The 17,340-nt window shown below is 49.3% G+C and carries 29 protein-coding genes; 26 read left to right on the top strand and 3 right to left on the bottom strand.

The window, feature by feature from the left end; genetic code table 11:
* Positions 1 to 1,019: 1,019 nt before the first annotated feature.
* Positions 1,020 to 1,283, bottom strand: a complete 264-nt coding sequence (locus tag PGW97_RS20085; protein ID WP_217392349.1) for a helix-turn-helix domain-containing protein — start codon at positions 1,281 to 1,283, stop codon at positions 1,020 to 1,022.
* Positions 1,284 to 1,428: 145 nt separating this feature from the next.
* Between PGW97_RS20085 and PGW97_RS20090 the strand changes: the two genes are divergently transcribed.
* The 24 genes from PGW97_RS20090 (at position 1,429) to PGW97_RS20205 (ending at position 14,590) form a co-directional block, all read left to right on the top strand.
* A complete protein-coding gene (locus PGW97_RS20090) occupies positions 1,429 to 1,608 on the top strand; it encodes a hypothetical protein (RefSeq protein ID WP_273860554.1) in 180 nt (59 codons plus the stop codon).
* Positions 1,605 to 1,883: a hypothetical protein gene (locus PGW97_RS20095; protein ID WP_273860555.1), complete on the top strand. Its 279-nt coding sequence runs from the start codon at positions 1,605 to 1,607 to the stop codon at positions 1,881 to 1,883. Before PGW97_RS20090 ends, PGW97_RS20095 begins: the two co-directional genes overlap by 4 nt.
* Positions 1,883 to 2,038 carry a hypothetical protein gene (locus PGW97_RS20100; RefSeq protein ID WP_157038328.1) on the top strand — a complete coding sequence of 52 codons (156 nt, stop codon included), beginning with the start codon at positions 1,883 to 1,885 and terminating at the stop codon, positions 2,036 to 2,038. The genes PGW97_RS20095 and PGW97_RS20100 overlap by 1 nt, the downstream gene beginning before the upstream one ends.
* Positions 2,035 to 2,262, top strand: a complete 228-nt coding sequence (locus PGW97_RS20105) for a hypothetical protein (RefSeq protein WP_273860556.1) — start codon at positions 2,035 to 2,037, stop codon at positions 2,260 to 2,262. The genes PGW97_RS20100 and PGW97_RS20105 overlap by 4 nt, the downstream gene beginning before the upstream one ends.
* Positions 2,249 to 4,318, top strand: a complete 2,070-nt coding sequence (locus tag PGW97_RS20110; RefSeq protein WP_273860557.1) for a hypothetical protein — start codon at positions 2,249 to 2,251, stop codon at positions 4,316 to 4,318. Before PGW97_RS20105 ends, PGW97_RS20110 begins: the two co-directional genes overlap by 14 nt.
* 11 nt (positions 4,319 to 4,329) lie before the next feature.
* Positions 4,330 to 4,497, top strand: a complete 168-nt coding sequence (locus PGW97_RS20115; protein ID WP_169776011.1) for a hypothetical protein — start codon at positions 4,330 to 4,332, stop codon at positions 4,495 to 4,497.
* On the top strand, positions 4,490 to 4,933 hold the full coding sequence (locus tag PGW97_RS20120; protein ID WP_273860558.1) for a hypothetical protein: 444 nt from the start codon (positions 4,490 to 4,492) through the stop codon (positions 4,931 to 4,933). Before PGW97_RS20115 ends, PGW97_RS20120 begins: the two co-directional genes overlap by 8 nt.
* Before the next feature lie 15 nt (positions 4,934 to 4,948).
* The gene (locus PGW97_RS20125; RefSeq protein WP_273860559.1) at positions 4,949 to 5,437 is read left to right on the top strand and encodes a hypothetical protein; all 489 of its coding nucleotides are present in this window, start codon (positions 4,949 to 4,951) and stop codon (positions 5,435 to 5,437) included.
* Between the two features lie 59 nt (positions 5,438 to 5,496).
* The gene (locus PGW97_RS20130) at positions 5,497 to 6,099 is read left to right on the top strand and encodes an ATP-binding protein (protein WP_273860628.1); all 603 of its coding nucleotides are present in this window, start codon (positions 5,497 to 5,499) and stop codon (positions 6,097 to 6,099) included.
* A gap of 234 nt (positions 6,100 to 6,333) precedes the next feature.
* Positions 6,334 to 6,903: an SLATT domain-containing protein gene (locus PGW97_RS20135; protein WP_273860560.1), complete on the top strand. Its 570-nt coding sequence runs from the start codon at positions 6,334 to 6,336 to the stop codon at positions 6,901 to 6,903.
* Positions 6,875 to 8,263, top strand: coding sequence for a reverse transcriptase/maturase family protein (locus tag PGW97_RS20140; protein ID WP_273860561.1), 1,389 nt, complete (start codon positions 6,875 to 6,877; stop codon positions 8,261 to 8,263). The genes PGW97_RS20135 and PGW97_RS20140 overlap by 29 nt, the downstream gene beginning before the upstream one ends.
* 271 nt (positions 8,264 to 8,534) lie before the next feature.
* Positions 8,535 to 9,368 carry a major capsid protein P2 gene (locus PGW97_RS20145; protein WP_207104200.1) on the top strand — a complete coding sequence of 278 codons (834 nt, stop codon included), beginning with the start codon at positions 8,535 to 8,537 and terminating at the stop codon, positions 9,366 to 9,368.
* Positions 9,369 to 9,377: 9 nt separating this feature from the next.
* A complete protein-coding gene (locus PGW97_RS20150) occupies positions 9,378 to 9,662 on the top strand; it encodes a hypothetical protein (RefSeq protein WP_207104201.1) in 285 nt (94 codons plus the stop codon).
* Positions 9,663 to 9,664: 2 nt separating this feature from the next.
* Positions 9,665 to 9,886, top strand: a complete 222-nt coding sequence (locus tag PGW97_RS20155; RefSeq protein ID WP_217394164.1) for a hypothetical protein — start codon at positions 9,665 to 9,667, stop codon at positions 9,884 to 9,886.
* 9 nt (positions 9,887 to 9,895) lie between these two features.
* Positions 9,896 to 10,048 (top strand): hypothetical protein, encoded by a 153-nt coding sequence (locus PGW97_RS20160; protein ID WP_207104203.1) that lies wholly within the window; start codon positions 9,896 to 9,898, stop codon positions 10,046 to 10,048.
* Positions 10,045 to 10,236: a hypothetical protein gene (locus PGW97_RS20165; RefSeq protein ID WP_273860562.1), complete on the top strand. Its 192-nt coding sequence runs from the start codon at positions 10,045 to 10,047 to the stop codon at positions 10,234 to 10,236. The genes PGW97_RS20160 and PGW97_RS20165 overlap by 4 nt, the downstream gene beginning before the upstream one ends.
* 4 nt (positions 10,237 to 10,240) lie before the next feature.
* On the top strand, positions 10,241 to 10,657 hold the full coding sequence (locus tag PGW97_RS20170; RefSeq protein ID WP_273860563.1) for a hypothetical protein: 417 nt from the start codon (positions 10,241 to 10,243) through the stop codon (positions 10,655 to 10,657).
* Complete coding sequence (locus PGW97_RS20175) at positions 10,658 to 11,260, top strand: chemotaxis protein (protein ID WP_273860564.1); 603 nt, start codon at positions 10,658 to 10,660, stop codon at positions 11,258 to 11,260. It abuts the gene before it with no gap.
* A complete protein-coding gene (locus PGW97_RS20180) occupies positions 11,260 to 12,033 on the top strand; it encodes a hypothetical protein (RefSeq protein ID WP_273860565.1) in 774 nt (257 codons plus the stop codon). The genes PGW97_RS20175 and PGW97_RS20180 overlap by 1 nt, the downstream gene beginning before the upstream one ends.
* The gene (locus PGW97_RS20185) at positions 12,030 to 13,181 is read left to right on the top strand and encodes a hypothetical protein (RefSeq protein ID WP_273860566.1); all 1,152 of its coding nucleotides are present in this window, start codon (positions 12,030 to 12,032) and stop codon (positions 13,179 to 13,181) included. The genes PGW97_RS20180 and PGW97_RS20185 overlap by 4 nt, the downstream gene beginning before the upstream one ends.
* A gap of 8 nt (positions 13,182 to 13,189) precedes the next feature.
* Positions 13,190 to 13,771, top strand: coding sequence for a virion protein (locus PGW97_RS20190; RefSeq protein WP_273860567.1), 582 nt, complete (start codon positions 13,190 to 13,192; stop codon positions 13,769 to 13,771).
* A gap of 94 nt (positions 13,772 to 13,865) precedes the next feature.
* Positions 13,866 to 14,063 carry a hypothetical protein gene (locus PGW97_RS20195; protein WP_047886634.1) on the top strand — a complete coding sequence of 66 codons (198 nt, stop codon included), beginning with the start codon at positions 13,866 to 13,868 and terminating at the stop codon, positions 14,061 to 14,063.
* A gap of 10 nt (positions 14,064 to 14,073) precedes the next feature.
* Complete coding sequence (locus tag PGW97_RS20200; RefSeq protein WP_273860568.1) at positions 14,074 to 14,235, top strand: hypothetical protein; 162 nt, start codon at positions 14,074 to 14,076, stop codon at positions 14,233 to 14,235.
* Positions 14,236 to 14,287: 52 nt separating this feature from the next.
* Positions 14,288 to 14,590 carry a hypothetical protein gene (locus PGW97_RS20205; RefSeq protein WP_273860569.1) on the top strand — a complete coding sequence of 101 codons (303 nt, stop codon included), beginning with the start codon at positions 14,288 to 14,290 and terminating at the stop codon, positions 14,588 to 14,590.
* A gap of 91 nt (positions 14,591 to 14,681) precedes the next feature.
* Here the strand turns inward: PGW97_RS20205 and PGW97_RS20210 are convergent, their stop codons facing one another.
* Both PGW97_RS20210 and yciH read right to left on the bottom strand, forming a co-directional pair.
* Entirely contained in the window at positions 14,682 to 15,071 is a 390-nt protein-coding gene (locus PGW97_RS20210) for a phage protein (protein ID WP_337960373.1), read from the bottom strand.
* Positions 15,072 to 15,664: 593 nt separating this feature from the next.
* Positions 15,665 to 15,988 carry a stress response translation initiation inhibitor YciH gene (yciH, locus tag PGW97_RS20215; protein WP_047885744.1) on the bottom strand — a complete coding sequence of 108 codons (324 nt, stop codon included), beginning with the start codon at positions 15,986 to 15,988 and terminating at the stop codon, positions 15,665 to 15,667.
* Positions 15,989 to 16,104: 116 nt separating this feature from the next.
* Between yciH and PGW97_RS20220 the strand changes: the two genes are divergently transcribed.
* Positions 16,105 to 16,710: an HAD family hydrolase gene (locus PGW97_RS20220; protein WP_047885745.1), complete on the top strand. Its 606-nt coding sequence runs from the start codon at positions 16,105 to 16,107 to the stop codon at positions 16,708 to 16,710.
* A gap of 88 nt (positions 16,711 to 16,798) precedes the next feature.
* Positions 16,799 to 17,320, top strand: a complete 522-nt coding sequence (locus PGW97_RS20225; RefSeq protein ID WP_053061858.1) for an ATP-dependent zinc protease family protein — start codon at positions 16,799 to 16,801, stop codon at positions 17,318 to 17,320.
* The last annotated feature ends 20 nt before the right edge of the window (positions 17,321 to 17,340 follow it).

A 17,340-nucleotide genomic window follows, 5' to 3' on the forward strand; every position in this document is an offset into this window, starting at 1 on the left:
GTAAGCGCACCAAATTTCATCTTTAAAGCTGCACCATATCGATAGCAGAGTAATGACTTTCATTATCTTTAGCTCACCCAAACCTTGAACATAGCTCTTCTGATGAATTCACTTTAGAAAGGCGATACTGCGTTCCAAATAGGTCTAATCTCTGACATAAAGACGGTTTCATGACATGAAAATGGTAATAATGTAATGGTTCCCTGAGGAACCATTACATTAAAAGGCTATTTATATTTTTAACGTCGTTCTATTCGAGCATTGACCAGCTTGTTTACATTACAATCCAGGAAAATGGTCGAAAAAATTTTTCTTTCGTCTGGTAAATCAGCCACTTCATCCAGTAATGACTGCTGAACGTCATCACAGAACATAACTGTCATTTCAGAGAATAGAAAAAAACTGTAGTACTCGCCACAACAAGGACAGCATGTTGTACAACATGGCGACGCATCGAATGTAGGGTTCGACTGCATAGCGTGTACTCCAAAAGTAAGTTGCTTGATAAGCATAGGTTCCAGAAGTGTTATATACAACATTGTTAATAGCTGGATGGGTATCGTTTTACCAAACTCCAACTCAATGTCTCAAAAAGTGTGAATGTATAAGTATGCTATTCAATGTGATCACGTGTGCCATCGGTAATCGAATGTCGATTCGGTCGCACGTTCATTTGGTGGACAGTGGAATCACCGATGTAAACCAGCATCAGCATACACTACTAGGATCTTAGCCTTCGAGTTAGTCATGGTGGGAATCAGAACCAGTTTACTGAGACAATCGGGCCGGTGGATAAAAGTCAAAGTTTGTAATTTTAACGTCTCATCATGACGATGACTGCCAGGCTGGCCACGTGTTAAAGAAACCTAACTCGACCGAAAAAATTGTCGTGGACTCAGATTAAGTCGACGAGCTCCAAATACAGCAAAGAAAGCGTGTTTTGAAGCTAGAACATCTAACTTAATCTTACTGGCTAAGTGCGCATTATGTACCATAGGGTAAGAAAGAAATAAGCCCCGTTAGGCGGGGCTTATTTCATCTAATGCATTGATAACACGAGGGTTTTCGTATTTATCTTTAAGTAGTCCGTGAACTACAATTTGATCACTTATTTCAAGTAAATCAGCTACTTGGAACGCGGTGTCCCAATCAAGGTTATTCTTACCTTTCATCCAATTACTTACTCGCGCAGAGCTAACCCCTAGCTTTTTCGCTAGTTGGTAGTCTGAGGTCAATTCGTACCTGCCTTTCAGCTCATTCAGTAATTCAATTGTGTAGCTCATTAATACACCATCGTAAGTGCTTCATTTGTTAAATAATAGGCTAACAAAATGTTCATTCCTATACCAATGGTAGGGTTGCTACCAATTTTTAGGTTGCTAATAATTATCCCCGAAAACACACACTTGCTTGTATGGGGATACAGACATGGACAGACTGCAACACCTCGCCAAACTGAAAGAGCAATTCAAACAACTGCGCGTTACGACCGTTCAGCCAAAGAACAAAAACAAGCAGTTGCCAAAAGGCTGCGCTGACTTCCGTTACAGCCGTACTTTCCAGATTCAAGCCCGCCGCGCCGCACTGGTGAAAGGGGGTGCTGTATGAACCCGTTCCCCAAGCGAGTGACCAAAGCCCCTTCGGGGGCGGCGGTTTCTTTCATGCCGCTGCATGAGGTTTCTATTCCGCTGGATAAATCTGTCACCGCTGAATACATGGCAAATCACGCCCGCCAGGAGTTTTTCCGTTCACTGAGCATTGCCAAGGACATGCGCCGCAAAGGTGATCATGAAGGGGCGGCGTTCTTTCTATCGGATGCTGCCGAGTTTCGCCGTATCTTTGCCGCGTTTCGTCAGGCTGTCACTGTGATGGGTGGCCTGTAATGAACATGAACCTTTACCAACTTCTGAAAAATGATATTCGCGCCAGCATCCAACTGGCGCGCAGTTACCGTCTGGCCGGAGAACGTCGCCTGGCGGCTCAATTTCTTAATGATGCAGCGGAAAGCCGTCGAGAACTGTTAGAGGTAACGCAATGATCGTCACATCAGCACCCTGCGCCGCATTCGGTAAGGTCGTATGGCCTGGGAATATCCTTCAAGTATTCGTTGCCCCTCAAAGAGCAGATATTGAAAATATTGAGGGGTTTGAGCTTATCACTCAGCAACAAGCACATGACTTAGTTACAAATCATGGGGCGCACCTCATCATGCTTCCTGGCAGCATTTGCTTTTTGCAAGGTAATGTCGATGCTCACCACTAACGATCTCTTATTCGTGGCGGGTGCCGTTCAACCCGCAAACATCACCCATGACCACCTAGCCAGCTATGATGCTGGTTTTTTAGGATTCGATTTTTGTGGTCCACGGCCTGAACCCATCACGCCGGAGACACTTTGGTACTTGAATCGGGTTAACCGTGACACCGCTTTTTATGCTCGCAAGCAAAAAGAGCATGCCGAATCTTTGCCGTATGTTTCCGCCGAACACCTCCGCGAAGCGGCGGCACGCAGTGCCGAAATCAATAGGCTTGTCCAAGGGCGCAAAAGTCCGACACACCCACAACAGGCCAGTTTAAACCGCCTGATGGCGCAGCAGCGTAGGCTAGAAACGCGTGATGACGAATTGGGAAGCTCCGAGGCTTACTACAACCATGACACGCTGTACGGGCTGACAGAAGCCGGAAACCGTGCCCGCGTGCTGCCGCCAAAAGGCAAATCCAAGGTGGCCGAGCCGACTATCACGCCAAACGTGGTTCGCCTGATGAAACGCGACTGGTCAGGGCAGCGCAAAATCCAGTATTACACCCAGACGCCAAGCAGTGCCGCGCCGGATGCGCAGCAAGGCGAGCGTTTCACCGAAAAACTGACGAAACGCGCCGTTAGCAAAATCTTTGAGGCGGGTGCCTACGTGGCGACCTGTCACGGCGGGTTCTGCACCTTCCTGACCCTAACATTCAGCCAGGCCGAGCGCGCCCGCATTTTCTCCAGCATGGTCGAAGCCGACGACGTGAACGGCGACCACACACCGGTTCTGATTACTCGCAACATGGCCGAGTGTGTCCCGCACATTTCCGGTGCCTATTGCTACATCGACACCACCGCTGACGACCCAGCGGCCACCGTCGATATTCTGGAAGATGGCACGGTCAAAGTGATGAATGCCGACGGCGTTATCGCCGGAGCCTACACGCCGACGTTTCTGAAACCGGAAAAGCTGTTCACCATCACCAAAACCGCCGAAACCACCATCGGCAAAGAGGTGTCCCGTTTCCTTGATGGCGCGAAAAAGATGTACCAGCGCGGCTGGGTAGCCAACCACACACAGGAAATCGACGCCGAATCCGGAGCCAAATATTCCAAGCTGACCGAAAAGCGCATACCTGGCCACAGCAAGCCGAGTGAGTTCGGTCCCACTCGTGAAGCCGCCGATTTCCACTACATCTGGGTGGCGGAATGTCCGGCCAATGACGATGGCGAACCGAACCCGCATGTTCACGTTTTGCTGAATTGGGCGGTACCACAAAACCTGTTTCCAGCCTGGGCGCTGCGCCTCGAAAATCTGTGGGGTAAAGGATTCGCGCACCTGGAGCGCATCAAGAAACCGATGGCTGCCGGCAGTTACATCATCAAAGCCGTGGGCTATGCCGCCAAAGGGGATAACGCCGACCAGGGGCTGATTCGTGGCAACCGCTACAACATTGCCCGCTGCAGCCGCGCTCCGGCGTGGGAATGTATCGCCAGTTTTCAGGCCGACAACATGGCCGCGATCATCAAAGAGTGCGGCTACCGGTTAGAGCAATGGCGCAAGCCCATTAACCGCCGCCTCAAGCGACTGGAAAAACAGCTAGACCAAACCATTAAGGCGAAAGCCATAGCGAAACAAGCCAAACAGGACGAACAGGCCATCAACAAGCTGACCGCCCGCATTATCCGGCTTGAGAACCAAATGCGGGCGACTCGCAAGGCGATAAAAAGCCGCGAGGTGCACGCCAGTACCAAAAACGTGTTTTGCATGGCATTTGACGGCGAGCAGGCCGAGCAAAAAGCCTTTGATTTTCTGCTGTGGGCTGCCGGTGCGCGGGGCTGGGGCATGACCCTGGTTGACGACGAAACCGCGCTGGCCGACAGCGTCACCGAAGCCAGAGCCGTCGCCCAATCGGAATACGCAGGCCAATACCTGCGCCACTTAGACCGAAGGGCGTACTGGCAAAGCGTGTTTAGAGACCCACTTGCTCCACCAAGGGAACCGACTGACCGCGAGATTGCCAGCGCAATGGCAGCCCGCGAGCACTACGAACAATGGCAATTAGCAGCGTAAAAGGAAAGGCAATGGACAAACTGAACCAAATTACTGAACAACTACAGGGCGAAGTCGATAAGGCGGCGCGCAACCCGTTCGCCAGCAAAGTGATGACACCGCTGCGCCTGGTACTGGTCTGGATGAACGGCGTTAACGAAAAACTGAGCGAGTTGGAGCAAGGGGGCAAACATGGCTGATGTGATGCCGGTGCGCACCTCGACCAACCCAGTCGAAGGCATTAACCGTTGTGAGTGCGGCAGCGTCCGCACCATTCATCGCGCCCGCGGCAAGCGGGCGAAATTCCTGTATTCGATTTGCGATAGCTGCGGCACCAACCAGCAGACCGGCCAATACTGGCAGGAAAAATTCAACGTCCATTACGCCACGCTGGCAGACCTGCACCAAGCCGAACAAGCCAGTCAGGCTGTGGTTTGTGACGCGGTCACGGAACCCGAACCAGAGCCACAACCCGAGCCAAAACCGGAACCGATTCAAACCGAATCAGTCTCCGTGCCGGAGCCACAACCACGCAAATCGGAAACCGACACCGAGCCGAAACCAGGCGCATGGAAAGCCATTCTGGCAGGCATCATCTTGGGCGGTCTGACCGGCGGCCTGATTACCCGTATCTAACCACAAGGAAACCCGATGGAAACCGAAAACACACCGGTAAACGATACCGAACTGGAAACCGTACAAGGCCACACCGAGCAGGAAGAAAAAGCCTTCATCAACAGCCTAGATGAAGATTTCGACCCAACCACGGCGACCGAGCAGACCAACACCAAAGCCATGGAAGTCGATGCCGCGGCGGGGATTGTGTTTGTTGGCCTGATGACGCTGGAGCAAACCATGAAAGGCATGGTGCACCCGCGTTTCACTTTTGACCCTGAGCAGTCCGAAAAAGTGGCCTACAAAGTGGCACCGCTGATCGTCAAATACGGCGGCAACCCGCCACCGTGGATGGCGAAATACATGGACGAAATCATGGCCGTGGCAGCCATCGGCATGCTGAGTCTGTCCAGTTACATGCAGGTTCGCCAGCTCAAGGCAGAAGACCTGGCCGCTGCCCGCCGCGAGCAGGCCAAGCGGGCAGCAGAAGCCGCCAACGATGATTACAGTCAGGAGGTGGCGTGAAACTCCAACCCGTAAACCAAAACAACGCACTGAACAACCATCATGCGTATGCGGTCGGGATGTCAGGCTGCGGCAAAACGTCCGCAGCCAAAAAGCTGTTTATCAAGCCGACAGACCAGGTCGCCATTTTTGACCCGCTCAACGACTACGAAGGCGAAATTGCCGGGCGTAAGGTGCGCAGTTACAGCAGCCTGAAAGCCTTTGCTGCGGCGCTCATTGCTGGCCGCAAAACCACGCAGGGATTCAAAATTGCCTATGCCCCTAAACACGAAACCACGGAGGCGGATTTCGACAAGTTCTGCATGGTGGTTTGGGGCATGGGTGACGGCAAGCACAAAAAACCGCTCAAGGTGATTTGCGAAGAAGTGGCTGAGCATTCCAACACCGCAGGCAAGGCAACCGGCTACCACGGCAAGATTCTGAGGCTAGGGCGCAAATTCGGTCTGCACTCCATCAACATGTTCCAACGCGGGCAGGAAGTCTCGAAAACCATTATCGACAACTGCCAGTTCGCCTGCGTAATGATGCAGAAAGCGGAAGATAGTGCGTATTACCTGCAACGCAAGACAGGGATTCCAGCGGAAGTGATCACGGAATTGGAGATACTGGAGTATGTGTTGCAGGATGGGAAAGCGTGGAAGTTAGGGAAAATTGTGTGGTAGTCCACCAATAAAAAGTCAGAGTATTGTCAATAACCTAGTTTACAATGCCTTTTTTTTTGGTCATCATTGTATGGCTTGGCTGATGTCTAGGCCTAATTTTAGGCGTTGGTAATAAATAATGACATTTTGTCATTGGTTGAAAGCTTCGAAACGGTAAGTAAACCCTGACTATTTTTTAATAGTGTGAAACGTATAGAATGAGTTCATCGGCCAAGCATTCATCTAGGAGTAAAAATGCTTTCCGACAATATTTGGTTCACCCGCATTGCTCGTATCGAAGCATCAAAAAGGTTACTTTCATTAGAGCGACAATGCCAAATACTTCTGATATCTTATTCATTATTGAGTGTATGCCTTTCAATAATCTTCCTTGTAAAAGATTCATCCCAATTTGATAATGTAGTCCTATGTTTGTTTAGTACAGTTATTCTTGTTCTATCGCTGTTCATCACAAACAGTGATTATAAGGGGCGTGGGGTTCAGTTAAAAGAAAACTATATTGAACTTCAAAACATTTATTTTTTGGTTAAAGATTTGGAAAGTGAAAACAAAGAAAATGAAGATCCAAAGAGGCTAAAAGAGCTTAGGGATGAGTATATAAAGTTACTACATCAAACAGAAAATCATTCTACTGCTGATGACTTAAGAGCAAGATCTAAGCAGAAAACAACAAGACCTCTCAAGGAAAATGAAAAACAGCAACTTGATGTGATGGACAATTTATCGTTACTAAGAGTTATTTTTTCATGGTTACCGTTTGTAATTGGTACTATTTATGGATTTAAAGCCCTATTTAATATTTAGAAGAACCTTTAATAAAGGACATTTGAAAAATATATATGAGGAGAACATTAAAAACTCTGGAGCAATTGGTCATGATGGAATTAATCATGATATTTTTGAAAATAAAATAGATTCCGAAGTTGATGTGATAATAAGAAAAACCATCAATAAAACCTATTCGTTCACACAATATAAGGAAAAGTTGGTTTTAAAAGGGGCAAATAAAAACCCTAGACAAATTTCAATTCCATCAATTAGAGATAGAATCACTTTAAAATACATCTCAAATTTTTTACAGTCAGTATTCGATGATGTTATTAATCAAGAAATACCACAAGTCAAAATAGAGAAAGTAAAGGCTGAATTATCTAGAAATAGATACGATTCTTTCGTCAAGGTTGATATTAAATCATTTTACCCTTCAATTAATCATGACATTTTAAAAAGAAAATTAAACAAAAGAGTTAGGAAGGCTGAATTCATATATTTAATTGAAAAAGCCATTAAAACTCAGACCTTGCCAAGTCCAAATAAAAATGCTCTAGAAAATGAAACTGGTGTGCCTCAAGGTCTATCAATATCTAACTTTCTTGCTGAGATTTATTTGGCTGATTTTGACAGGGAATCATTTTCTGATGATTTTTTCTTTTGCCGATATGTTGATGATATTTTAATTTTGTGTAAAGAGGGCGAGATTGAAGAAATTTACAACAAAGTAAAACAATCTCTGAGCTTACTTGGTTTAAATACTCATGATTTTGGAGTGGATGATAAATGTGAGTATGGAAAACTTGATAAAGGATTCACATATCTTGGATATACATTTAAATCAAATGATGTCTCAGTGAGAAAAGCAAGCGTTACAAAAATTGAATCATCTATTGCTAAAATTCTAACCACATTCAAGTATAGACAAAAAAAAGCCGACTTAATTAAATCAAAAGTCAAACGAGAAATAGAAACAGAAAAAAATCTAAAAATACTTAAGTGGAGGTTGGATTTAAGAATTACTGGTTGCATTTATAATAACACGAAAAGAGGATGGGTATTTTATTTTTCTCAAATCAATGACTTAATTGTATTTAGAGAGCTTGATTTTACCGTTAATAAGTTACTTAAAAGGTTTAATCTTGATGGTAAAATCACCCCAAAGAAATTTATTAAAACTTATCATGAGAGCAAAATTAAAGAGAAGAACAAATATAAATACATTTGTAACTTTGATAAATTTAGCATTGCTGAAAAAAGAAAATCGTTAGAGTTATATCTTGGGGTTAAATCGGTTGCAAAAATTCCAGATGATAAAGTAGATAAGTTATTTGGTATGAAAATATCATCAATCATTAAAGAACTTGAACTAGATGTTGGTGAAGTATCATAATTTGATTAAGGTCACAAAATTTAAAGCCCGCAAACCTATAGGTTTAGCGGGCTTTTTTTCGTTTGCCTAAAAACCAAATCGCTTGCTTTTCTGTTGGGGCATTTCAACGAATCAGATGATTCATTACCAACAGAGAGCAAACGATATGAGTGCAAAAACCAAAGGCTATGTGATCACCGGTGTGATTGCGTTACTGGTCGCCGCTGGCGTGGTCTGGGCGTCAAACAACGTTGACGCCGTTGAAGACGCAATCGGCTAAGGGGGCGAGAGCATGGAATTACTCGCCACTCCGTTCGCACCGCGTCCGAAAGAGCTAGACCCTGTCGAGGGCGTGGGCTGGGGCAACCGTGCCTCACTGCGCCTGATTTCCGGTCCTACTTATCACAGCATTGAGCTGGTCACAGACATTACCGACCCGAAAGACATTGAACGTGTTGAGGTGTCGCTGAACGGTTCGCCAAAAGTGAACGTGACCGCTGAAACGCTGGTGAAGCTGCAAGCCCACCGCAAAAACTACGCCCAGCCTGGGCGCTATGTGATTTCGTTTGGTGATCCAACACTGCGCACCAAAGTCGGCGTGCGCCAGACTGACCTTGTCACGTTGCAGGGTGAAATCTGGTTCGTCTACATCACCCTGAAAGCCAAACCGGCGGGCACAGCCACGCCGTCCATCCGTGCCCGTGCGCATGTGTTGCCAGCCCAATCAACGCGCTACTACATGCCGCGCATTTACGAGCTGACCTGGTTTGCCTCGGCAACAGGCCGCACGCCGTTCGACTTTGCCGAGCGCAGTCCGGCGCTGAACCTCAAGCGCATTCATTTCCTTGATGACTCGGTGGAGCGTGTCCGTGTTTTGCGCGACACCTTCGAAGAAATGAACATCACCAAAGCGGATAACGCGTTCGACCTGGCGCAATCGAAGAAAGAGCAAAACCAGGGCTGGTTCAGCCTCGACTTCATCCGTTACGGCTTCGGTGCCGACGGCATGCTCAATACCGCCGCCCGCAGCCAGCTGGCGTTCGAGCTGGATAAATCACAGGTCGGCAGCGTGCCGGTCATTGTTGAAGCCGTGGAGCAGGTGAACCCGCTACCAACCAAGGCATAAGGGGACGGCATGAATGATTTACTGGACAACCTGGGGGAATCCCTCGGGGGTATCTGGGATTCAGCCGTGGAAGGTGGCAACAGCTGGGTGAATGCCTGGTTTAACAACGAGGCCGATAAGGTCTCGTCTGCCGCGCCGGAGGAAAACCGGGTGCCTGACCGTCAGCAACCCGCCCAACAGCCTAACGGCCAGCCAATCTGGCCGGGCATGACCAACAACCAGACGTTGATGGTCGCGGGCGGCGGGGTGCTGGTTCTGATGCTGTTTATGTTTCTGATGTTGCGAGGGAAATAAGGATGGGACGACGTTCACGACGCGGCATTCGGTCACTGCCTGCCTTTTCCCATATGCCGAAGGAAGTGCGCTCTGACCCGTTGCGCGTCCAGCATTACCGGCTGCAACAACAGACCAAACAGCTGAAACGCCAACCGGCTTTTCGCGACAACCGCCGCGAAGGCCTGGGGGAAATTCGACAGACTGGCGCAGCGGATTTCGTGCCGCGCATCAGCAAGCGATAAGGGGGAAACATGCCGTTATTGTTTTGGCCGTTGCTGGCCGGAACCGTTGGCTATGTCAGCGGGCTGTTTACCGGTGAGAAGGTGGGGCAAACGCTCCGCATTCTTATCGCTGTGGTCATGGGGCTGTGGCTGTTCGATATCGTCTGGGGGAAAAACAAGTGATTAGTATTCCAGGCTTAACCAACAGCGGCTCGATGCCTATCAATGCCGGAGCGGGACCCAGCTCGGTCGGTGGCAATGAAGAAGTCAATTTTCGCGGTGGCAACGTGTCTTTCGGGGCGGGTATGCCGAGCTGGTTTCTGATGCTGATGGCCGCCGGGCTGGTCTGGCTCTTACTGAAAGGAAAATAGGGCTATGCAATTTCTCGTAATCAGTCCGCAGCATCCCGACTACGCCCACCATATCCGGCGGCTTGCCGCGGCGTTCTCGGCCATTGATACGCCAAAGGACGATTATCAGGACATGTGCCGCCAGTTATCGGCGGGCACATTGAGCCTGTATCACGCTACCGGTGACGGGGCGGATTTGTCGATTGTCGGTGAGATAGACGGGCACAGCTACTACGTGTGGGCGATTGCCGGTAAAGGCTTTCGTCCTGGTGTGGCCGAACTGCTTAAACGCATCAAGCTGGCCGGGCTGAAATCCATCACCTACGCCACGGCCAAATCCGGCATGCGCCGGTTGAGCCGTTTCTTTGGGGAGGTTCGCGAAACCCAGAACGAGTGGCAGGAAAACGGGCGGCTCTGCACCTGGCATGAGTTGGAGGTGTAAATGGGACGTTCAAAATCCAAAAAGAGTTCGAATACCACCAATGTATCGGGCACCAATGGGATTGACGGCGACAACCTTGGCGTCGCCATTTCCGGTGTTAACGGCTCCAACATCAACGTCAACATGACCGACCACGGCGCGATTGCGCGGGCGTCGGAAATGGGCGAGCTGGCGATCACCGCTAACACCCAGATGGCGCGGGATGCGCTCGACAGTAACACCGATGTGTCGAAGGCGGCGCTGCGGATGGGGAGCGAAACCGTTGACCGGGCGCTGGATTTCGGTTCGGAGGCGTTGAGCTTCGGTAACGATGCGATGGACCAGGCGTTTGCCTTCGGCGAATCGGCACTGGATTACAACAGCCAGGTGTCGATGCAGGCCATCAATGATGTGAGCAATGCGCACCATGAAAACCTGCAAATGATCGCGGGGCTGGCCGGAAACCAGGCATCACAGAACAGTGAAAATCTGGCGGCACTGAAAGACCTGGCAGCCATGAACAGCGACGGCGGGCAGGTGGCGACCACCAAGCAGATGACCATCATGGTCGGCCTGGTGTTCTTCTTCCTTGCCATGGTGACCATCTTCAAGAAGGGCAAATAATGTTTCATCAAATCATGCAGCCCCGCCAACGCCAGCAGTTTCAGGCGGTCGGTGAGTTCCTGTATATCGAAGCCTGTCCCGATGCGGTGCAGATTTCCACCGAGCGCGGCGATTACCGCTTAAAGCAGGGCGCACAGATTATCGATCCGCGCCTGACCGGTCGTGTCACGGTGGAGAACATGGGCGAGGCGGGCACCGTCATTATCGTGTGCGGCTATGGGCGCTATATCCCGCCGTCTGACGGCCAGCAGGTCGCCGTCACGCAAATGCCGACCGTGACCCTGTCACCTAACCAGCAGGTCAATATCGGTCTGTTGCCGAAGGTGGCACTGGTTGACGGCCAACCTGTCGTTATCAGCAAGCTGCCGAAGGTACAACTGGACGCAGACCAGGCGGTGACAGTGGCGAAGCTACCGGCCATCGAGTTGGCCGCCGGACAAAAGCTGGCGGTGTCCAGCCTGCCAGAAATCACCCTGGCACCGGGGCAGGCAGTGCGGGTTTCCAGTGACAAGCCATTGGAAACCGCGCCGGTTGTCGCGGCCTCACTGGCGGGCAGCCTGCTGACCATTGCCACCGGTACGGCGCAGCAGGCGGCGAATCCATTACGTTGTCACGTTATGGTCAAAGCCAGTCCGGCTAATACCCAGCCGGTCACACTGGCTGACGGCTGGGAGCTGGCCGCCGGTGAGCAACTGAAACTTGAAACCACCGCCGCGCTGGCGTTTGCCGGTGCCGACGGTGACACCATTCAGATTATCGAGGTACTTCGATGACAGGAAAGACACTGCGCGAGTTGCTGCCCGCAGGCAGCCCCCGCAACAAGATTGAGTTTCTGGCCGATGAACTGCAACACGGCCTTGAACTGCTCGGCCTGCTGGGCAAAGCCCGCATGACCAACTACGTGAAAAATCCGGCGTTTCTCGACAGTGCCAGCAACAAGGCACAGGAAACCAAGTTCACCGGCGTTTACCTGCCAGGCTCACGCGTCGGCAGCCCGAACCAGAATGCGGGCACCTTTGCTGACGGCTGGCACTTCGAGCAGAGCGGCACGCCGTTAGACCAGGCGATAAACACCGCGTTCGGGGTTCACCGCAACCTGCATTTCGCGCCGTTTTTAGCGTCGGTGCCGTTCAAAGCCCATGACATCTGGGTGGCGGCCAAAAACTGCAAGGGCACCATTTACCAGCAGTTGAACCTGCCGAAAACAGACAGCTATTACAAGGCGCACGCCATTTTTGCCGCAGTGGACGGCATGACGGTGACGCTCGGTTTTCGCAGTGCCGATACGTCCACCATGGGCGGTATGCGCAGTGATACCAGCCAGGTCACAACGGGCGGCATGTATGGACCGGCACCAAGCACCGGCTACAACGTGAAAGTGTTGGAGTCCGAGGTTTTCAGGCATCACGGCTCTGACCAGCGCGATACGTTTGTGTGCCTTGAAATCATGTCCAACCCTGGCGAAATGAACAGCCTGATGCTGCTGGGAATGCAGGTGATTGAAGTGGACAAGGACGGCAAGCCGGTCGAAAACGGGATCATCAATATGGACTCGGACGGTTACGGCCATCTGCGTTTTAACGAACTGATTGAATTTGTCTGTAGTGACACCGCCGTGGCCGGAAACCGCTTTACCTTCAAACCGAAAAAGCCCGGTTCGCCATTGCATTGCCCGCTGGGTATCCATCAGCACGCGACATACACCAATTTGTATTTCTGGGGCGGCGTCAATGGCGTGACCAGTGGGGATGTAGACTCAACCGGCAAACTGGATGAGGGTGTGACCGTGACAGATTTCAACGGTGACGCCGTCACAATTGAGCTATCACAGGCCAATGCAGACCTGGTGCGCAACTGCGGCGGGATGCAGGTTTACTTGCGTTACACCCAGACGCCGATGCGGCGGGGACTGTACACATGAAAATCGCCGTGTTTGCAGGAGCAACAGCCACGCTGGGCGCTGCGGCATGGCTGATTTACCGCGGGCTTTCCCAACCGCCCGCCGTTACCAACATTCCCAACCAGGGCACAACCGATTCGGGCGCCATCAACACCGACCCAGATTCGGGCATGTCATGGACAGGCATTATTGAAGGAGCAACAGACGTGATTGATACCAGTCAGCCACGCGGTATCCGCAACAAAAACCCGCTGAACATCGAGTACAGCACCCGCAACAAATGGCGCGGCCAGATCGGCAGCGACGGGCGTTTTTCCATTTTCGAGCATGATAAATGGGGATTCCGAGCCGCCGCCCGTATTCTGCGCAGCTACCAAAAGCGCGGCATCAACACGATTCACAGCATCGTCCACACGTTCGCACCGAGCCACGAAAACAACAGCAACCATTACGCCAACATGGTCGCCAAGTGGACGGGCTATGGCAAAAATGACCGGCTGGACATGAACGACGACCACACGGCCACGGAGATCATCAAAGCGATGGCACGGATGGAAGTCGGTAAAAAGTACAGCTATCACGAAGTCATGGAAGGAGTAGCACTGGCATGACCAAGAAAAGTATCGCCATTCAAATTGGCATCAGCGTTGCGGGCATGGTCGCAGGCGCATACACCATCAAGTTTTTGCGTAAACAGGGATTACTATGATTAATCTGAAAGAAACCAGCACCAAAACCGGCTTGCTACTGCTGGGTAGCGTGGCCGCCGGTCTTATTACCGGCAACAGCGAGTTAGTCCAGGTCACTATCGGTGAGAACGGCGCGCAAATCGGCGGCCTGATTCCGACCATCGCGGCGGCACTGATTGGCCTGTTCGACACGGTTCGCAAAGAGCAAGGCTAGGGGGCTTATTATGGATGTTTACCAGACTGTGCTGGTCGCTGCGGCGACCGGCTTTTTCTCAGCCTTCGGGACGGGTATTGCCATGAAAACTGACATTTCTTGGATTAAGAAGATACTTGATATTCACAATATTCGTATTAATGAATTGGAGACTCTATCAAAAAAACGATAAGTCCAACTTGATATTATAAAAAGATGAGTCAGTATGATATCTGTTGTACATAATGATTGGTGATAAAATGGCAAATGGAACAACTTTAGAAATTAATGGTGTTAAGTTAGCTGAAGTCTTAGGGACGGCTCCCCATAGCGCAACTTCTGGTTGGTACACCACTTATAGCCGCTTAGATAAGCAGATTAAGCGTCAAGTCGCAGTTACAGCAGCGTTAGAGCTTATTCGGGCTGATGTGCAAGCTGCAACTGCTAGAGTAGGAAATTCTACAGCTACACTACAAAGTCATCTTGATAGCTTATCTGAGTATGCGGACATAATTCAGAAAGCGATGGATACTGAAGAGCAAAAATAAGCCCGCAATAGCGGGCTTTTTTATATCTAAATTCTAGGGCGCATGTTTCCGGTTCGCCCGTTTTTCCTGCGCCTTGCGGATCATCTTCTTCTTATCTTTGGTCACGGTCTGCTGTTGAGGCTCGGTGACACGGCGGCCGCCACGAAACGGTAATGGCGTGACCACGCGGCACATAATCCAGTTGATATAGCCGCTTTAACGCGTGGTACTCATCAAAACGTAGCGCCCACGAATCCAGCTCCTTTGGGCTGAACACACGACCTTCGGGGGTGATGATAATGCAGCGCTCCTCATCAACCCGAAATCCCATCCAGCGGGTGTCGTCCGGCAGGTAGCCACGGGCACGGATAATCAGCAGTTTTTCGGCCATTGGGTTTACGTCGATTTCACCATCCAGCCAACGTTTGATGGTGATAGGCCGAACATGAAACCACGCCGCAGCCTGGTTAATTGAGTCGAAGTGGCGCCAAAACAGCTTCACGAACGATTCATGCAGCATGATGAACCTCACAATTTCTAATCTTGATTGTTTGTTTATTCCGATTGATAACGCGGGGTTCAATCGTCGATAGCTATCAAAAAGCGCAAAACAGCAAAATCTGACATCATGACCAAAACATCGTTGTTATCGAGCGCTGGAATCTACTGAGAATCGGGCGCTAAGAAAACCGTGATGATTTGAATTAACTAACTGTTTCCAAAGCTTATTTTTGTGATTTCGTGGGACGTTTCCTTACTGACTCATCAAATGTTAAAATACGTTACGCCAGTGCGCATTATGTACCTTATGTTAAATACAATTCCAAGGATTAGTATCACGCGCTATGTGGCAGCAATGTCCTTCTCAGTTCGCCTCACCTATCTCATTCGTTGACGATGAGTAATTGGTATGGGGCTGGGATTTAACAGTATTGGCTGATTTACCATAAAGTATATAATTTGCAATTAAGCGAACTCGGCTAATCACTTCGTTTACGGTTCGCTCCATTGAACAAATTATCTTAAAAAAGAACCCCAAACTAAACTTGGGGTTCTCAGATGCTTGTTCGTTTGTGCTGATATGCTGAACTAGATTTAACCGCCAGCCAATTTGACCGTGTGGCCTTTTTTCTCTAGCGTTGCTTTGATGACATCACGCTTATCACCTTGGATTTCGATGGTGCCATCTTTTACTGAACCTCCGCAACCACATACTTTTTTTAGTTCCGCAGCCAGAAGCTTGAGTTGGGCGTCTTCCATATCCAAACCTGTGACAATACACACGCCTTTGCCTTTACGTCCTTTTGTTTGACGTTGGATACGAACAATGCCGTCACCTTTAGGACGTTCTGGAGCTTGCTTTTCTTCTTTGATGCGGCCGGTTTCTGTCGAAAACACCAAGCGGCTGTTGTCATTCATGGGGAAAATCTCGTCATTTGTTGGATCTGTGAACCAGGTAATATCTTCAATGATCCCATTTGCGCATTACCCGTTCGCGAATATTATCAGTATTAGGCACTGTAACGGAAACAGTTATGATCAGAAACGTTATTTTCGACTTTGGTGCCGTATTGTTTGAGTGGAATCCGCGCAAAATTGTGGCCACTTTTACGGACGATACGGACGAACAAGAACGTCTGTTAAACCATGTTATCCATCACCCTGACTGGTTAGCGTTAGACCGTGGCACTATGCTCATGGCCGAAGCTCAACATAAGTTTGCTTCACGTTCCGGATTGGATGAGTCAAGAATTGAAGACTTCATTGAACATATACAGACCAGCCTGACCTTGATTGATGAGTCTTATCAGTTGGTCCAGCAAGTGATTACTATGGGTTTTAACGCCTATTTTCTTACCAATATGTGCAGTGCGTTTTTTGAAAAATTGAATGAAAAACATGGCCTGTATGCTCTATTTGATGGTGGTCTCGTATCCGGTAAAGAGCTTTTAATCAAGCCCGAACCTGAGATTTTCGAGTTGCTTGTCCAACGTTTTAATCTTGAACCCTCCGAATCATTGTTTATCGATGATCACCCTGCAAATTTAACGTCCGCTAGTCAATTAGGTTTTCAGGTCTATCAGTTTAAAAATCCATCAGAGAGCTGCGCTGAAATTCGAAATTTGCTGAAAATTAACTAAGATTCCTAGATAGTTGGCCGTTATTCATATAACGTTCATTCTTGTTTTGTAAGAATACTTGTTTTGAACCAAGCGCTTAGGAGTTTTCGTGAAGAAACTGTTTATCCCTGTTGTTTTGTTAGCGTCGCTGGTTGGTGTGGGCAGCAGCCTGTCTGTTGTAGAAGCCAAAAGTGTCAAAGACAAATCTGTTGTGGGGCAAGTAGAAACGATTAAAGTGCACGGATTGGACTTAGATTATCTTGCTCGTATCGATACTGGTGCTGCAACCACTTCCATTCACGCTAAAGACATTAAAGTGATTGGTGAAGAGAGTGAGAGCGACAGAATGCGTGATCACCTAGGCCACACGGTTGAATTCACCTCAATAAACGAAAAAGGTGAAGAAGCAAAGTACCGTGGAAAAATTGTTAAAGTCAGCAAAATCAGAAATGCTCAGGGTGTGGAACGTCGATACGCGGTAAAAATGGATTTGGGCTGGAACGGCCAACACAAAGAGGTTGCGGTTAACCTGCGAGATCGCAGTAAGCTGGAATATAAATTGTTGATTGGTAGAAACTGGTTAAGTGGCGATTACTTGGTAGATGTCGATAAATCAGATAGCGATGATTGACCTTTACTGTACACGCAGAC

It is taken from the genome of Photobacterium sp. GSS17 (genome assembly GCF_028621875.1).
GTDB classification, from domain to species: domain Bacteria; phylum Pseudomonadota; class Gammaproteobacteria; order Enterobacterales; family Vibrionaceae; genus Photobacterium; species Photobacterium ganghwense.

What these genes read in the sequence shown, in the direction of transcription:
- PGW97_RS20085 (WP_217392349.1), bottom strand. Translation starts at nt 1,283, where the DNA reads ATGAGCTACACAATTGAATTACTGAATGAGCTGAAAGGCAGGTACGAA.
- PGW97_RS20090 (WP_273860554.1), top strand. Translation starts at nt 1,429, where the DNA reads ATGGACAGACTGCAACACCTCGCCAAACTGAAAGAGCAATTCAAACAA.
- PGW97_RS20095 (WP_273860555.1), top strand. Translation starts at nt 1,605, where the DNA reads ATGAACCCGTTCCCCAAGCGAGTGACCAAAGCCCCTTCGGGGGCGGCG.
- PGW97_RS20100 (WP_157038328.1), top strand. Translation starts at nt 1,883, where the DNA reads ATGAACATGAACCTTTACCAACTTCTGAAAAATGATATTCGCGCCAGC.
- PGW97_RS20105 (WP_273860556.1), top strand. Translation starts at nt 2,035, where the DNA reads ATGATCGTCACATCAGCACCCTGCGCCGCATTCGGTAAGGTCGTATGG.
- PGW97_RS20110 (WP_273860557.1), top strand. Translation starts at nt 2,249, where the DNA reads ATGCTCACCACTAACGATCTCTTATTCGTGGCGGGTGCCGTTCAACCC.
- PGW97_RS20115 (WP_169776011.1), top strand. Translation starts at nt 4,330, where the DNA reads ATGGACAAACTGAACCAAATTACTGAACAACTACAGGGCGAAGTCGAT.
- PGW97_RS20120 (WP_273860558.1), top strand. Translation starts at nt 4,490, where the DNA reads ATGGCTGATGTGATGCCGGTGCGCACCTCGACCAACCCAGTCGAAGGC.
- PGW97_RS20125 (WP_273860559.1), top strand. Translation starts at nt 4,949, where the DNA reads ATGGAAACCGAAAACACACCGGTAAACGATACCGAACTGGAAACCGTA.
- PGW97_RS20130 (WP_273860628.1), top strand. Translation starts at nt 5,497, where the DNA reads ATGTCAGGCTGCGGCAAAACGTCCGCAGCCAAAAAGCTGTTTATCAAG.
- PGW97_RS20135 (WP_273860560.1), top strand. Translation starts at nt 6,334, where the DNA reads ATGCTTTCCGACAATATTTGGTTCACCCGCATTGCTCGTATCGAAGCA.
- PGW97_RS20140 (WP_273860561.1), top strand. Translation starts at nt 6,875, where the DNA reads ATGGATTTAAAGCCCTATTTAATATTTAGAAGAACCTTTAATAAAGGA.
- PGW97_RS20145 (WP_207104200.1), top strand. Translation starts at nt 8,535, where the DNA reads ATGGAATTACTCGCCACTCCGTTCGCACCGCGTCCGAAAGAGCTAGAC.
- PGW97_RS20150 (WP_207104201.1), top strand. Translation starts at nt 9,378, where the DNA reads ATGAATGATTTACTGGACAACCTGGGGGAATCCCTCGGGGGTATCTGG.
- PGW97_RS20155 (WP_217394164.1), top strand. Translation starts at nt 9,665, where the DNA reads ATGGGACGACGTTCACGACGCGGCATTCGGTCACTGCCTGCCTTTTCC.
- PGW97_RS20160 (WP_207104203.1), top strand. Translation starts at nt 9,896, where the DNA reads ATGCCGTTATTGTTTTGGCCGTTGCTGGCCGGAACCGTTGGCTATGTC.
- PGW97_RS20170 (WP_273860563.1), top strand. Translation starts at nt 10,241, where the DNA reads ATGCAATTTCTCGTAATCAGTCCGCAGCATCCCGACTACGCCCACCAT.
- PGW97_RS20175 (WP_273860564.1), top strand. Translation starts at nt 10,658, where the DNA reads ATGGGACGTTCAAAATCCAAAAAGAGTTCGAATACCACCAATGTATCG.
- PGW97_RS20180 (WP_273860565.1), top strand. Translation starts at nt 11,260, where the DNA reads ATGTTTCATCAAATCATGCAGCCCCGCCAACGCCAGCAGTTTCAGGCG.
- PGW97_RS20185 (WP_273860566.1), top strand. Translation starts at nt 12,030, where the DNA reads ATGACAGGAAAGACACTGCGCGAGTTGCTGCCCGCAGGCAGCCCCCGC.
- PGW97_RS20195 (WP_047886634.1), top strand. Translation starts at nt 13,866, where the DNA reads ATGATTAATCTGAAAGAAACCAGCACCAAAACCGGCTTGCTACTGCTG.
- PGW97_RS20200 (WP_273860568.1), top strand. Translation starts at nt 14,074, where the DNA reads ATGGATGTTTACCAGACTGTGCTGGTCGCTGCGGCGACCGGCTTTTTC.
- PGW97_RS20205 (WP_273860569.1), top strand. Translation starts at nt 14,288, where the DNA reads ATGATTGGTGATAAAATGGCAAATGGAACAACTTTAGAAATTAATGGT.
- yciH (WP_047885744.1), bottom strand. Translation starts at nt 15,988, where the DNA reads ATGAATGACAACAGCCGCTTGGTGTTTTCGACAGAAACCGGCCGCATC.
- PGW97_RS20220 (WP_047885745.1), top strand. Translation starts at nt 16,105, where the DNA reads ATGATCAGAAACGTTATTTTCGACTTTGGTGCCGTATTGTTTGAGTGG.